General features: G+C 59.6%; 13 protein-coding genes. 5 read left to right on the forward strand and 8 right to left on the reverse strand.

Going from position 1 to position 14,785, the window contains the following annotated elements:
- Positions 1-19 precede the first annotated feature (19 nt).
- Positions 20-910: a M23 family metallopeptidase gene (locus tag IQ254_RS02610; protein ID WP_193964056.1), complete on the forward strand. Its 891-nt coding sequence runs from the start codon at positions 20-22 to the stop codon at positions 908-910.
- 38 nt (positions 911-948) lie between these two features.
- Positions 949-1,740 (forward strand): peroxiredoxin-like family protein, encoded by a 792-nt coding sequence (locus tag IQ254_RS02615; RefSeq protein WP_193964187.1) that lies wholly within the window; start codon positions 949-951, stop codon positions 1,738-1,740.
- A gap of 23 nt (positions 1,741-1,763) precedes the next feature.
- On the opposite strand, the gene IQ254_RS02620 is transcribed toward IQ254_RS02615, so the two are convergent.
- Positions 1,764-3,098: a hemolysin family protein gene (locus IQ254_RS02620; protein WP_193964058.1), complete on the reverse strand. Its 1,335-nt coding sequence runs from the start codon at positions 3,096-3,098 to the stop codon at positions 1,764-1,766.
- 150 nt (positions 3,099-3,248) lie between these two features.
- On the opposite strand from IQ254_RS02620, the gene ureE reads away from it, so the two are divergent.
- Both ureE and IQ254_RS02630 read left to right on the forward strand, forming a co-directional pair.
- Positions 3,249-3,722 carry an urease accessory protein UreE gene (gene ureE / locus IQ254_RS02625; protein ID WP_193964060.1) on the forward strand — a complete coding sequence of 158 codons (474 nt, stop codon included), beginning with the start codon at positions 3,249-3,251 and terminating at the stop codon, positions 3,720-3,722.
- Positions 3,709-4,419, forward strand: a complete 711-nt coding sequence (locus IQ254_RS02630) for an urease accessory protein UreF (protein WP_193964062.1) — start codon at positions 3,709-3,711, stop codon at positions 4,417-4,419. Before ureE ends, IQ254_RS02630 begins: the two co-directional genes overlap by 14 nt.
- Before the next feature lie 276 nt (positions 4,420-4,695).
- Here the strand turns inward: IQ254_RS02630 and miaA are convergent, their stop codons facing one another.
- On the reverse strand, positions 4,696-5,673 hold the full coding sequence (gene miaA / locus IQ254_RS02635; RefSeq protein WP_193964063.1) for a tRNA (adenosine(37)-N6)-dimethylallyltransferase MiaA: 978 nt from the start codon (positions 5,671-5,673) through the stop codon (positions 4,696-4,698).
- 126 nt (positions 5,674-5,799) lie between these two features.
- Between miaA and gyrB the strand changes: the two genes are divergently transcribed.
- Entirely contained in the window at positions 5,800-7,740 is a 1,941-nt protein-coding gene (gene gyrB / locus IQ254_RS02640) for a DNA topoisomerase (ATP-hydrolyzing) subunit B (RefSeq protein ID WP_193964065.1), read from the forward strand.
- 10 nt (positions 7,741-7,750) lie between these two features.
- Here gyrB and IQ254_RS02645 read toward each other — a convergent pair whose 3' ends face one another.
- From IQ254_RS02645 to IQ254_RS02670, 6 genes are all read right to left on the reverse strand, one after another.
- The gene (locus IQ254_RS02645) at positions 7,751-8,551 is read right to left on the reverse strand and encodes a hypothetical protein (RefSeq protein WP_193964067.1); all 801 of its coding nucleotides are present in this window, start codon (positions 8,549-8,551) and stop codon (positions 7,751-7,753) included.
- A gap of 157 nt (positions 8,552-8,708) precedes the next feature.
- Positions 8,709-9,323, reverse strand: a complete 615-nt coding sequence (locus IQ254_RS02650; RefSeq protein WP_193964069.1) for a chromophore lyase CpcT/CpeT — start codon at positions 9,321-9,323, stop codon at positions 8,709-8,711.
- Between the two features lie 198 nt (positions 9,324-9,521).
- Positions 9,522-10,457: a calcium-binding protein gene (locus tag IQ254_RS32335; RefSeq protein ID WP_193964071.1), complete on the reverse strand. Its 936-nt coding sequence runs from the start codon at positions 10,455-10,457 to the stop codon at positions 9,522-9,524.
- Positions 10,458-10,692: 235 nt separating this feature from the next.
- Positions 10,693-11,478 carry an HAD family hydrolase gene (locus IQ254_RS02660; protein ID WP_193964073.1) on the reverse strand — a complete coding sequence of 262 codons (786 nt, stop codon included), beginning with the start codon at positions 11,476-11,478 and terminating at the stop codon, positions 10,693-10,695.
- A gap of 140 nt (positions 11,479-11,618) precedes the next feature.
- Positions 11,619-12,689, reverse strand: a complete 1,071-nt coding sequence (locus IQ254_RS02665; protein ID WP_228040010.1) for an aromatic ring-hydroxylating dioxygenase subunit alpha — start codon at positions 12,687-12,689, stop codon at positions 11,619-11,621.
- Between the two features lie 126 nt (positions 12,690-12,815).
- Positions 12,816-14,771, reverse strand: a complete 1,956-nt coding sequence (locus IQ254_RS02670; RefSeq protein ID WP_193964075.1) for an FAD-dependent oxidoreductase — start codon at positions 14,769-14,771, stop codon at positions 12,816-12,818.
- Positions 14,772-14,785 lie beyond the last annotated feature (14 nt).

Below are 14,785 nucleotides of genomic sequence, written 5' to 3' on the forward strand. Positions count from 1 at the left end.
AGCGAGCTCCCAAAGACCTATGCAGCCCACCCCAGCTAACCCCCTGTTCACTCGCCGATCGCTTTTATCTGCTGTTGCCATGGGCACCATCACGGTGGTCTTGGGGCGGTCGGCGCGAGCCTATGACGTGGTAATTGACCCCTCAGCTCCTGAGTTAGGAGATACCATTTCTGTCATTGTGCTACCGGAGATAGCCGACACGACGACCCCACCCAAGGTTACCGTCAACGACACCACTGAGTATCCGGCCTTTCCGCTTGGTAATAATCAGTTTCGAGCCCTGATTCCCACCAGCCCCCTCGATCCGCCTGGGCGCATGGTGATTCGGGTGATTGGCACCGAAACCACGCGCAACCTGGCTGTGGGGCTAAAAAATCGCCACTTCCCTACCCAGCGCATTACCCTAGCGCCTAATCGTCGCAATTTGGGCACTGACCATGAGTTTGCTCGGGTCGCCGCCTTTAAGGCCACCGTTAGCCCTGAGCGGTTGTGGCAGGGCGCAATGGTGCGGCCTAACCAGGGCCGACGCAGTACAGGCTATGGCGTACGCCGCTACTACAATGGCGTGTTTGCCCAGGACTACTATCACCGGGGTATCGACTTTGCGGCGCCCACAGGATCTCCAGTCGTGGCTCCAGCGGCTGGGCAGATCGGCCTGGTGGGACGGGTCGCTGATGGGTTTGAGCTCCACGGCAATACGATTGGCATCGACCATGGCCAGGGCGTGTTGAGTATCATGATTCACCTCAGCCGCATTGATGTGAATGAAGGCGATCGGGTGCGACCAGGGCAGGTGATTGGGGCGGTCGGCAACACCGGGGCGTCGACGGGGCCACATCTTCACTGGGGGCTGTATGTGCATGGGGTCGCTGTGGATCCAGCTCTCTGGGGCAGTCGTGGCTTTGAATAGCCCAGCGCTCGTGCTGGTAATGATGGCAGAGAGAGATGATGGATAGCTACGAGATCTTTTTGCAGACCCGGCGGCAGCGGGTGAGCGATGGCGTTGAGGCTTCTTTATTGGGTGGCTGTGACGGGGCGAGCCAAATTCTGGTGTTGGTCTGGCCACAGCTGGGCGACTTTGACAGTCTGGAATCTGCCTGGTGGCTACAGCGGGCCGCCGACACCTTGGCCCAGCGCCATATTGCAGTGCGGGCGGTGGGCATTGGCGATCGCGCCTCGGGTCAGCAGTTCTGTGTCTACAGTGGCTTCCCGGCTGACTGTCTTTTTGTCGATGAAACCGCTGAGCTGCACCGGGAGTTGGGGCTCTACGCAGGGCTGACGCTGGATTTCCCCGGTCTGAAACCAGGCCAGACCGCCTGGCTCAACCTGATGTTGATGTGCGCGGGCATGGCCAGCCCGGGCACTCTGCGGGAGGTGCTGCGGGGCTATACGGGCGATCGCAGTGCGCCCCAGCTAATCGGCGACAACGAAACAGTCCAGGCGGGGCCATTGCCGCCCCTGACCGGTAAAACCTTTAGGTGGGCTGGGGGGAGCGGGTTTCAGCGCCCCTTTGAGCTGGCTACCCTGCGCCTGCGGAATATGACCGAAGTGCTGAGTCACTGGAGCACCTACGTGCCCAATGCCGCCTACCTGACCCAGCGGGGCGGCACATTTTTGTTGGATGCCGATGGCGAGTTGCTGTACGAGTATCGCGATCGCGGCATTCTCGGATTTGCGGCTAATATGGCCAATCCTCTAGACTTTTTAGACCATCAAGCTCCCATGGCCAACGCTGCTTGAAACTGCGGCTAGACAGTAGCCCTTTATCGGGGGGGTACCCCTGTCGCTTGCCCCGGTTCGGGAAGATTATTGAGCAACACTTTATCTACCCGTCGTCCGTCCATATCCACGACTTCAAAGCGCAGCCCTTCCCACTCGATAAAGTCTCCGGCGGTGGGAATGCGCCCCATTTGGTGAATCATAAATCCAGCCAGGGTTTGGTAGCTGTCGTCATCCTCCGCAAGCTGTTCACGATTGAGTAGGGCTTTGAGGTCGTCGATCGGGAGTAGCCCATCTAGCAGCCAAGAGCCGTCCTCTCGCTTTACCAGCATAGGCTCGTCATCATCTCCTAAGGATGGCAGATCGCCGACGATCGCCTCGACCACGTCGTTGACGGTGACCAATCCCTCGACGCCACCATACTCGTCGAGCACCATGGCAAAGTGGGTGCTCGATGCCTTAAACAATTCCAATGCTTTGAGCACATAGGTGCTTTCGGCTATAAACAGGGGCGGCTTCAGCAGGTTGAGTAGAGCAGTGGGCTGGCTCTCTTGGCCGAGGTAGTTGGGCAGCAGTGCCTTGAGTGACACCACCCCTACGCAATTGTCGATGTTGCTGTGGCAGACCGGAAAGTGAGAGTGGGCGCTCTGCATAACCAACTGCCGATGTTCGCTAAAGGAGGCCTCGACATTCAGCCATTCAATATCGGTGCGCGGGGTCATGATGGCGCGAACGGGGCGATCGCCTAGTTGTAGCACTCGCCCCATCATTTCCTGCTCTGCCACGTCAAAGGTGCCGGCCTCGGTACCCTGGTCGATGAGCAGGCGCAGTTCTTCTTCGGTGATGGCAGCTTCGGGCCGTTCTTTGAGCCCCATCAGGTTGACTAAGCCACTGGTTGAAACCCCCAGCAGGGTAACCAGCGGGGCCGCCAGCCAGGCCAGGCGCTGCATGGGGCTGGCCACCTGACAGGCGATCGCCTCGGGATAGCTGAGGGCAATGCGCTTCGGCACCAGCTCGCCCACCACCAGCGACAGATAGGTAATCAGCCCCACCACCAGCGACAGACTGAGCACCTCGCTGTAGGGCTGTAACGTTGGCACCTGGTCGAGGGCCTGACGCAGATGGGCGGCTACTCTGGCTCCCCCCAGGGCACCGCTGAGAATGCCAATCAGGGTGATACCAATCTGCACGGTTGACAGAAAATCATTGGGGTTATTGGCTAGCTTGAGAGCCAGCCTTGCTTTGGCGCTGCCCTGCCGAGCCCGTTGCTCTAGACGGGCTTTACGAGCCGACACCAGGGCAATTTCTGAGCCCGAAAACGCCCCGTTGACCACGATCAGCAGCACAATCAACAGACTTTCAACGACAATGGTGGACATAGGTGGGGGCAGCAGGTATCGAGATTAAGGACAGCGGCCAAACGCGGCTGCAGTTTGCTTTTATTATTGAACGCTATCATGGCTGACCTGTCCGCCTGCCGTGGTAAAACAGAAAGGCTTGCTACTCCAATGCCTTGTCTTTGCGCCCCTGTGCTGACTGTAACCCGTCTGCTGCCCCCCAATGCCGATATCCCAGTGGTAGCAACCCTGTCGCTCGTGGCCTGCGATCGCGCCAAGTCGCGCCATCGTTTTACTGCCGACGACGGCACCCCAATTTATCTCAACCTACCCCGGGGCACGGTGCTGCGCGGGGGCGATCTGTTGGGCAGCGATGCCGATAGCTGGATCCGAGTTATTGCCAAGCCCGAGCCGGTGGTGGTGGTGACGGCCCAGTCGAGCTTTGATCTGGTACGGGCTGCCTATCACCTGGGCAATCGTCACGTTTCGTTGGCGCTAGCCGCCGATCGCCTCATGCTGGAGCCTGACCCGGTGCTCGAAGCCATGCTGAGTCAGCTGGGTGGGTTGGTTTTGACCACCGCGACCCTACCCTTTGAGCCCGAAACCGGAGCCTATCGTTCTAGCGGCCATGACCACGCCCATGACCACGCCCATGACCACAACTAACGCCCAGGCCCTGCTGCGGCTGTTACAGCTCACCAGCCCCACTCTGCCCGTGGGGGCCTACAGCTATTCTGAAGGGCTAGAAACCTTGGTGGAACAGGGCACAGTTGTCACCGCTGAGGCCATGACCCACTGGCTAGAGCAAGAGCTTGCCTACGGCATGGTGGCCATTGACGCCGCCGCTGTGGGCCTGGTACACAAAGCCTTTCTACCTGATTTAGAGGCCCTGGATGGTGCCACCAGCGCCGCAGCCGTTGTCGCCCTCAACTACCAGCTCTCGGCCCTGCGGGACAGCGAAGAAACCCGTCAGCAAAGCTGGGCGATGGGCCGCGCTCTGGTGCGCATGGCAACCCAGCTACACCCCGACCTTGAGCCCTGGTTTCAGGCGGTGGGTAACCCCTGCAACTTTGCGGTGGCCTTTGCCCTGGTGGCGGCCAGGTGGGAGATTGACGGGCGATCGACGGTGCTGGGCTATCTGCACAGCTGGGCCGCCAACTTGATTACCGGCGCTGTAAAGCTGATTCCCCTGGGGCAGACGGTCGGTCAGCAGATGTTGCTGGGGCTATACCCACAGCTGGAGGAGGTGTGCGATCGCGCGATCGCCACCCAAGACCTCGCTACCCTTGGCCTCAGCAGCTGGGGTACCAGTCTGGCCACCATGCAGCATGAAACCCTTTATACACGCTTGTTTCGCAGCTGATTAGCTCGGCGACTACTCTGACTAGAACGCCGGTACAGAACCCCGGTTTCTCGGCCAGAATGCCAGTCACGCCGTTGGGGCAGTGACCAAGAAACCGGGTTTTTAGCCATACTGTACCGATGCTCTAGGCGCAGCGTCACGCTTTAATTTTAGGGTTTGTGGAGCGGTGCGGATTTGCTGCACCTGAGCTTTAGATGGTTTGGGCAAGCCGGTGTTATCTACAGCTAAAAACACCTCAAAGTAGCCCGATCCTCCTACTTTCCTTCAGCAGTGGACTTACGGCAGGTTGACCTGACACCAGTCTTGGACTTCCTGCCATACCCGCTCGACTAAATCCCCCGCATCGGCATCAAACCATTGCACTGTGGCACGATTGCGGAACCAGGTGCGCTGGCGCTTGGCAAACTGCCGAGTGTGGAGCACGATATGGTCTACTGCCGCCGCGAGCGAACAGTCGCCCTGGAGGTATGGCAGCATCTCGCCGTAGCCCAGGGTTTGCAGCAGCGGTAGGTCAGCCCCATACCGCTGGGCCAGGGCGGTGACTTCCTCGACTAACCCCGCTTCAACCATGGCCTGGGTGCGCTGGGCAATGCGGCGATCGAGGGCGGTGATGTCGGCGTCGAGGCCCAGGTACAGCACCGGATAGCTGGGGGGTGACTCTCCCTGGAGGGCAGACATCGGCTGGCCGGTGACGTAGTAGACCTCCAGGGCGCGGACGGTGCGGACGGGGTCGTTGGGGTGAATGCGCTGGGCAGCGCATCCATCGAGTTTCTGGAGCAAGGCGTAGCAGTGGGGTTGGCCTAGGGCCTCAAACTGCTGCCTGAGGTCAGGTTGCGGGGCCACGGGTGGAATTCGCAACCCTTTGACGATCGCATCTATATAGAGACCCGTACCGCCCACCAGTAGAGGAGGAATGCCATCCCGATGCAGTCGATCGATGATGGCTTGGGCCTGTCCTTGATACTGGGCCAATGTTAGCGTTGCCGTCGGATCGCAGATATCTATTAGATAATGGGGTACCTGGGCCTGATCAAACTGGGACGGTTTGGCGGTGCCGATATCAAACTCTCGATATACTTGTCGGGAATCGGCACTGAGAATGACGCCGCCAAGGCGCTGGGCTAGGGCGATCGCCAGGGCTGACTTACCGGTGGCCGTCGCCCCGCCAATGACCAATAAGAGCGGTACAATTGAACTATAGTCTGCCTGGTTTTGAAGCTGTGGTTTTAACTGAGAAAATTTTGGTAGTTGCATCCCTGGTTCATTCTTCGCCTGAAGCTGCCCTAGAATCCGCTGTGGCCGCTTTGTGCTATAATCTTCTAGCGTTTTAGTCTGATTGGGTAGTCGGGTGGCCTAAGGCCCATTTTTGGAGCGTACAACATGACAACCAACTACGGTGCTGAGCAGATTCAGGTTTTAGAAGGGCTTGAACCTGTTCGTAAACGTCCAGGCATGTACATTGGCAGCACTGGGCCCCGTGGACTCCATCACCTAGTGTACGAGGTTGTCGATAACTCCGTAGACGAAGCGTTGGCCGGTCACTGCGATCGCATCGACATTTCTCTCAACGCCGACGGTTCGGTCACCGTCACCGACAACGGGCGCGGCATTCCCACCGATGTTCACCCCCGCACCGGCAAGTCGGCCCTCGAAACGGTGATGACGGTGCTCCACGCCGGGGGTAAGTTTGGCGGCGGCGGCTATAAGGTGTCCGGTGGCCTCCACGGTGTGGGCATTTCGGTGGTGAATGCCCTGTCGGAGTGGGTCGAGGCTACGGTGTGGCGCGAGGGCAAGGTGCACCGGCAGCGCTTTGAGCGGGGCGTGCCCATCGGCGAACTGGCGGTAGAAAAAATCGCTGAAAAACGCCAGGGCACCTCGGTGTCGTTTTTGCCCGACACTCAGATTTTTCACAACGGCACTGAATTTGACTACGACACCCTGTGCGGGCGACTGCGGGAGCTGGCCTATCTGAATGCAGGCATTCAGGTGATCTTCACCGACTACCGCCTAGAGTTACTCAAGTCTGATACCCCCAAGGTGTCGACCTACCACTACGCGGGCGGCATCATTGAGTACGTACAGTACATCAACCACGACAAGCAGCCCATCCACGACGAGATTATCCACATTTCCTCTGAGCGCGATGGGGTACAGGTGGAGGCGGCGCTGCAGTGGTGTATCGACGCCTACTCCGACAACCTGCTGGGCTTTGCCAACAACATTCGCACTATCGACGGCGGTACCCACCTAGAGGGGCTCAAGGCGGTGCTGACCCGCACCCTCAACAACTTCAGCCGCAAGCGCAACAAGCGCAAAGACGGCGACTCCAACCTGGCCGGGGAGAACATTCGCGAGGGGCTGACGGCGATTATTTCGGTCAAGGTGCCCGACCCCGAGTTTGAGGGCCAGACCAAAACCAAGCTGGGCAACACCGAGGTGCGCGGCATTGTTGATTCGCTGGTGGGCGAAGCCCTGACCGAGTACCTCGATTTCCACCCCAACGTGGCCGACGCCATTCTAGAGAAGGCGATTCAATCGTTTAACGCCGCTGAGGCGGCCCGACGAGCTCGCGATCTGGTGCGTCGTAAGTCGGTGCTGGAGTCGTCTACCCTGCCCGGCAAGCTGGCCGACTGCAGCAGCCGCGACCCCAGCGAGTCGGAGATCTTTATCGTTGAGGGTGACTCGGCGGGCGGCAGCGCCAAGCAGGGGCGCGATCGCCGTTTTCAGGCCATTTTGCCGCTGCGGGGCAAAATTCTCAATATTGAGAAAACCGAAGACTCTAAGATTTACAAAAACACCGAGATTCAGGCGTTGATCACCGCCCTGGGCATGGGCATTCGCGGCGAAGAGTTTAACGCGTCGCAGTTGCGCTACCACCGCATCTGCCTGATGACCGACGCCGACGTAGATGGGGCCCACATTCGCACCCTGCTGCTGACCTTCTTCTACCGCTACCAGCGCGATCTGGTCGATCAGGGCTATGTGTACATTGCCTGCCCGCCCCTCTATAAGGTAGAGCGGGGCCGCAACCACTGGTACTGCTACAACGAGCGCGAGCTGCAAAACCTGATCACCAATGAGTTTCCGGCCAATGCCAACTACACGGTGCAGCGGTTTAAGGGTCTGGGCGAAATGATGCCCCAGCAGCTGTGGGAAACCACCATGGACCCGGCCACCCGCACCATGAAGCGGGTCGAGATCGAAGACGCCGCCGAGGCCGATCGCATTTTTACGATCTTAATGGGCGATCGCGTCGCCCCCCGCCGCGAGTTTATCGAGACCTACGGCCCCCGCATGAAGATGGAAGACCTCGATATTTAGCCCCCTGCCCCTATCGCTTCAAAATCCAATTGAAGATGGGAATGGCGGCTCGATCGGGCAGCAGCTCTACGGTAAAGCGAAAGGGCAGCAGTAGCACCACCGATCGCCCACCGCGCCCGCCAAAGGGCATGAGTTGCACGACTAGGTCTAGGGAATAGTTGCGCAGGGGGGCTTTGAGCTTGGCTATCTTAGGGATATCCACCACCGGAGCTGCAATTTGCAGCACCTGGGTATCGGGGTTGCGGCCAAAGCAGTCTTCGCTGGCTATCTGGGTGCTGAGAAACTGATTGGGGTTGACGACGCTGGTGACCTGGGGCAAGGCCAGGTCGAGGCGCATGCCTGGCGTATGGCGAATTACCCGGCGAATTTCGTTGGTCGTGCGGGTAATGGAGCTGCGATCCCAGTCGACGGTGACCTGAATGGCGCGGCTCTGGTTGACCACCTGCACCGTCAGCCCGACCAGGGGCTGGAGCGGGTGGGGCCCCTGGGGCAGCACCTGGATGACGATCTCGCCGTCACCTTGGGGTTTGGCGGTGCCTTCAACCGGAGCCAGACTTCTGGGCTCGGGCACCGCCAGCCGTAGGGAAACTCCCTTAGGTAATGGCCCTGAGCCGGGTTTCAGCACCGTGGCGGTGGTTTCGGCAAAGCCCTGACGCACCAGCTGCGATCGCACAGTGCTCTCTAGGGTCTCCCCGTCGGCTACCAGTACTACCTGGTCTTCCAGGTCTTGCTCAAGGCTTAGCGCCATCTGATAGATGACGTAGCCCATGCAGATGAAGTAAACCGTCAGAATGAGAAAGTCGCGCTCCATGGGGGCTCAACGGGAAGACAGTCGAAAAAAGAACGGGGTAGTGATAACCAGGCTCGCCCCGCTGGCCTCCCTAATGTAGGGGTCTCAGCGGCGGGCGTCGCTCCAGGGTAACACCGAATAATTGCCCCGGCGCAGTCAGCTTACCCTTGACGTCCCATCACCCGGGCAGGTCAAAGGCGACTTGCTTAAGCAAACGAAACGGCCCCATCTGCGGCCCCCAGGTGGCTTTGCCGGTGGCGGGGTCAACGCCGCGATCGCTCATTTGAAAGACCACCGGGCTACCAGGGGTAGATGTCCCAGGGCCAACCTCGAATCTCAGCCGCACGTAGGTAGTGGTGCCGTCAATGGTAAAGCTGCAGAGGCTATCGTCGGGCAGACGGGCGCTGAAGGTCTCGCGATCGGGCTGGTACTCAATGCTCACTCCGCAGGTGGGCAGATCCACCAGGTCGGCACGGGTGAGGCTGGCCAGGCGAGCGGGATCTGTGGCCCCGCCGCTGTAGGCGACGGGGTCTACCAGGCCATAGTACTGGCCCCAGAGCTGATAGTTGCGATCGCTCAGGTGCAAAATGCGCTGGCGGTAGGGGGCTGACCCCGACGCCACGCTCACCTGCTCGATAAAAAAGCTATAGCCCTGGCCAAATAGAGCCCTGGGTAAAGGCCGATGCCACAGCCGCAAATGCAGGTACCAGATGGGTTCAGCGAGAGATTGCTGGCGATTGTCAAACTCCCCGGCCAAATAGGTGGCCAACTGCTCTAGCTGGGCCTCAAGCATAGTGTCATACCCGGTCTGATAGGTGGATAGGCCACTTGAGCCAGAGGCATACCCGGGCTCGGGCTAAGGCCACCGTGGCCCGCCAGAGATAATCCCAAGTTCCTCTGTCTCGATGCTACCGGAAAGCGAGACACTGAACCTGGGATGGACTCCTTGAGGGGAGCCGGGGGCTGACTATTTGTCTACTGCGCACGGTGCTTACTTCAGCATGGGCAGCCCAGCAGGCGTCGTAAAGGTCAGTTGGTCAGCAGTAATGGTGTCTGCCGCGACATTGAGTAGAACCGCCTCGGTGGTCACTTGGCCGAGGGGCGTTGTCACCTGGAGATGGGTATCGGCGCCCACCTGCACAAAGCTCAAGAACGAGGCTAGATTCACACCAGCGAAGGCGGGGTCGCCAGCTAGCAGGCTGAAGTTGAGTTTATCCTCAGGGCTAAAGTCGGTAATGGTGTCGGGGGCGGCGGCGATGGGCTCGGCCTCGCCCACCAGCGGTGCTGCCGGGGGCTTGAGCGGCCCGATGCGAAAAATGTCGGCCCCAGCGCCACCCGTGAGGGTGTTGGTGCCCGCCCCGCCGTAGAGAATGTCGTCGCCGTCGCCCCCCGCGAGCAGATCGTTACCGGCGCCGCCGTCGATGGTGTCGTTGTCGGCACCGCCAAACAACCCATCATCCCCGATGCCGCCCCGCAGCGTATCGTTGCCGAGGCCGCCAAAGACCAGGCTGGGGGCAGCACCGCCTAACAGTAGGTCATCGCCGCCTAAGCCAAACAAGGCGCTAAACCCGGTACCAATGAGAAAATTTTTGCCTTCGGTGCCATCGACTAGGGCAAATATAGGAGGCATCCGCTCACTGGTAGCTGAGTCCACCGTCGTTGGCTCGGCCACAGACAGTCCGCTGAGCACCGAAGGAAACAACTCGGGGGCATCGGCGATCGCCGTTCGCGTCCCCGTCGCAGCGTCAACCCGATAGAGTACTGAGGCATCGGCACTGCCGCCGTAGAAAAATACGGTGGCTAACGAAGGTGCTAGGGGTGGGGCACTATCGGCTGTAGCTAGATCTGCTGCCAGTGTCGGCTCTTCTGTGCCTGCGGGTTCCGCAGACACAGCAACCTCTGACAGCGGCGAAGACAGGTCGGTCATGGGGAACACCTAAGAGATAGCAAGTACAACGCTGGAACAACCCAGCGACGTTTACCTGAGCTTTATCGATGGGCGTTGGAGTCTATTCCCAATTCTGAAGCTGAGGCGAAAATCCGGAAGGTTCTGCCTAGAATCGTCACGAACAATTTAAGCGATCGCGTCAGTTCACAAGATTCCGTAATTTTACGGTAAAGCCTGGAATCAATTGTAACGGCGGTGCGATCGCCTCGCACCCTTAGGTATCCTGGCCTAGCCAGCCTGCAAAGGATCCACAAAACTGCGGCAGCGTCAGGCTATGGAGGCCGCTGTCGAGCTCAGCTAGGGTGCGATCGGCGGCGGTGTTATAGCCCCAGTCGGCTAAAAACAGCACCACATCGCCTAGATCTGGCTGGTGCTGAACCGCCTGGAGCGCTTTTACCCGGTCTTCGACAAACCACAGTGTTGCCTCGGGCTGATGGGCGGTAATCTGGCGCAGGGTCTCGTACTTAGGTTGCTTGACCTCTTTGCCGAGAATGCGCTCCTGGGGGAGCGCCATGCCGCCCTGGGCCAGCAATTGCTGAATGAACCGCCCCTCTTTGGTGGAAATAATCACCAACTCAACCCCGGCGGCCTGGGCCTGCTGGAGGCGATCGATGACGCCGGGGTAAAATTGCTGGTAGCTGAGCCAGCCGTCAATGTCGCTGCCAATCCAGCGATCGCGCACTGCATCCACGGCCAGGGCCAGGGTACTGGGTTCCACCTGGGCCTGGGCCAGCAGTGCTGGCACTAGATCTGACCACCGGGCGAGAATTTCCTCATCGAGGGTTCCATTCACTAGCGCGTAAAGTACCAGCGGCATCTCCCAACCCGTCTCAACCACCGGACGCAGGGGATAAAACCGCTCAGCTAGCCCCGCTGGCGGCGTGGAGCTAGCGGGCTGAAACACCTCGATATAGGCCTTCCACGCCGACTGAAAATACTCCAGCAGCCCATCGCAGACCACACCGTCAAAATCGAGCGCCAGAATATCGGGAGAAAGCATCGGCAAACGAGGGATAGGGGTTCAAGCTACAAGGTACAAGGTTTTAGGCCTAATCCTGAACCCACACCCTTAACCCCAATCGCTTTTCCCCAAAGCACTCACCTCAGCCCGATGCGGATTGCCCTAACGTCCCCGACTCCTCACTCTCCTCCCCCCGCCTGTTGCCGAATGAGCTGCTGGACTGCCGTCAGCGTGCGGTTGAGCTCGGGGCCTCGATAGGCGGGGTTTTGCTCAAAGGCCTGCTGCTCTTGTTCGAGCATGAGCACGTCTTCGCGCACCAGCCGCCGCAGCACGAAGCTGGCGGAGTTGGTAAACGATCGCTTAAAGAACCGCCGCACCGCCAGGGGAGATTTGTGTAGGTTGGGAAACCGTTCCAGTGACGTAAAGTGCAGCAGATAGGCGCGGGTGTGGGTTTCGCTCACGGGGCAAAACAGACAGTAGATCTTAAAATCATCCCCCAGGGTCGACATCCAGTGGGGGTAGTAGTAGTAGACATCTAGCGGCTCGGGGTGCAGCTGCCGCAGGGCCGGAATCAAGAGCTGACTGGCTGACCAAATTTTATCAATCCGGTAGTAGCTCTCGGCGTCGTAGTGGGCATGGACGCGGGTATCGTCGGCCTCTAAGTCGGCCAGCACCGGATTGGCCCAGACCTGGGCACCACCGTGCAGGTGGCCATGGTACATGTCCATCAGGTTTTCAATTAAAAACGAGTAGTGGGCTCCTACGTCGATGGTGGCCAGCGAACCGATGAAGTTGAGGTGTGCCCACTCTGGCACGCCCATGGGCGCGACCTGCTCCGCCCGCTCGGCCTGGCCGGGAAACAGCCAGATGAAGCCATCCTGCTCCTTCACTGGATATCGCCGGAGGGTACAGGTGGGCAGCTTCTGCTGAGGCTCGAGATAGGGTACATGGGCACAGGTGCCGTCGGGGGCAAACTGCCAGCCGTGGTAAGCGCACATGAGGTTATCCCCCGCAACGGTGCCTTCGCTCAGCTTGACCTGGCGGTGGGGGCAGCGGTCTTCTACGGCGATGGGGTGGCCCGCGCGATCGCGGTAGAGCACAATCGACTGATGCCACAGCGTTGCCGCTAGGGGGGCAGCGCCCAACTCTCTGCTCTGGGCCACCACATACCAGTGGTCAAGGTTGGGGCTCAGTCGCCGTAGGGGGAGACTCTGCGCCGCTGCCGCTGCTGTCATATGGATAGCTGTCATAGGGATAGCAGAGTTGGCTAAATCAGTGGTGTTCGATGTCGCTGCTGTTGTTTGTTGGTTTAATCCATCCATGCTCAGACCTGCCCTATTGTCTCAAGACGAGTCGCTGGCTCCTGGAGCCAGCGCTTAAATTTTGAGTACCCCCTCCGGGTCAACCGAGAGAATAGTGCGCCGCTGCACCCCCTCGCGCTCTAAGATAGCGTTGGCGGCCAGTAAACCGCTGCTGACGGCCCGCTCCATCAGCCCGCAGGGGAAGGGCATGCGCACCCAGTCGCCCGCAAATAACAGGTTGGCGGCGGCGGTTGTGGTCTGGGGCCGATTGGCAAAGCTGCCCGGGGGGAAACCCGCAAAGTTTTTTTGGTTGACCAACTGCCGATGCAGCACCGTGGCCGCTTTTAGTTCGGGGACGATTTCGTACAGCTCGGCCTCAAAGGTATTGAGAATATCGGCCTGGGTCGGGAAGTCTTTTTCTTTATAGCAGTAGGCATGCAGCTCGACTACGCTACCTCCGGTGCGCTCGCCCCAGGCAATGTAGTCATCCTGAATGCGGTGGTAGAGGGTGATGCTGTCGGTCAGGCGGTAGCCCGAGAGGGAGGTAAACCAGCTGTGCTCCCAGTCGAAGTCGCGATCGAGCCAAAAACGAGCTACGGCGAAGGGGTCAGCGACCTGAAGTTGATCGACCTGGGAGACCAGGGTGGGCTCCACCTCGCCCTCGGAGAGGGCAAACAGCGCCTTAATGCCAGGAATATCGGCGGCCATAATGTAGTAGTCGGCGGTTAGGTGCTGGGCGCTGGCTCCTGAGTCGGCGTTGGCGGCGATTAACTGCACGCGATCGCCCTCCCGCTGAAGCAGGGTAAATGCGCTCAGATTTTCCCGCGCGGGGCCCGCTAATACCTCTCCGTTGTTGGCATAGGCCGCTCCGTGGCAGGGACAGAGATAGCCCCCATTGGTGCCCAACTCGACCTGGCGCTGCACGCTACAGCCCTGGTGAGTGCAGGTGAGCGACAGGGCCGTAGTGGCCCCCGGTGCCACCGAGTAGAGGTTATCGCCAGCCCCGAAGTATTCCAGGGTTTCTGAGCTGAGCAGCGGATTGCGCTCGACCCAAAAGGGCACTGGATTGGTGGCGACACTACCCGCCTGATAGGTAACCCCGGCTACCTGACCCGATTGCCAGGCCACCTGGCTGACGGTCATGCCAGTGAGCACCTGGCCACCGTTGGCCGCGATCGCCTCAACCATGGGGTCAACCAGCGATCGCCCCATATCCTGACGGGTGCCATTGAAAGCTAGCCCCTCAGGGTTGCCAAAGAAGTAGAAGTGGAAGAACTGCATCAGTTCCCCGGCGCTGAGCCGATCGGGGGCGTTGAGGCTCGACTTAGCAAAGGGCAAAAAGTAGAGGTCGTAAAGCCCCTGGGGGAAGTCGTCAGCCACCCATTCGGCCACCGACAGCTGATCGAGGCGGTCGTAGGTCTGGGGGTTGCGAAAACCGGTAATTTCTCGAAACACCTGGAGGTGCTTCAGGTGGGTCAGGTTGATGCCCCACTTCAGCCGATTCGATGACGAGATGGCCAGATCGATTACATTCCACGGAAATGCCGAGCTGCTGGGGCGAAAGACTTCGGGGCTATAGCCCTCTTTGTAGACCAACGAGTAGTAGTCGAGAGACTTAAAGTTCTGTCGAATATTGAGCTCGTTGACTAGGCCAAACAGGTTGTAGTACTGCGGAAAAAAGCCGTGGAAGCCGTGTTCCATCATGAAGGACTCGTCGCCCACCTGAATTGGCCAGCTGGCAATTTTGCCGCCCAGCTGGGGCGATCGCTCTAGCAGCGTCACCGCTACGCCCCGCTGGCTCAGTTCGTAGGCCGCCGCCAGGCCCGCCAGGCCGCCGCCGATGACGACTGCCGTTTTGGGCTGCCCCACCTGGGTCGGTAGCGCCAGCCGATCTTGCTGAAACACCGTAGGCTGAGGCTTGCTCAGCCGTGAATAGCTCAGCAACGCCGCAATACCCCCCACTCCAAAGAGTTTGAGTACATGACGGCGAGCCAGGGTTTGGGCAAACAGCCCCTCTAAAGATTGACTCATCAGTTTCGGTCTTT

The sequence above is a fragment of the Nodosilinea sp. LEGE 07088 genome, assembly GCF_015207395.1.
Taxonomy (GTDB): domain Bacteria; phylum Cyanobacteriota; class Cyanobacteriia; order Phormidesmidales; family Phormidesmidaceae; genus Nodosilinea.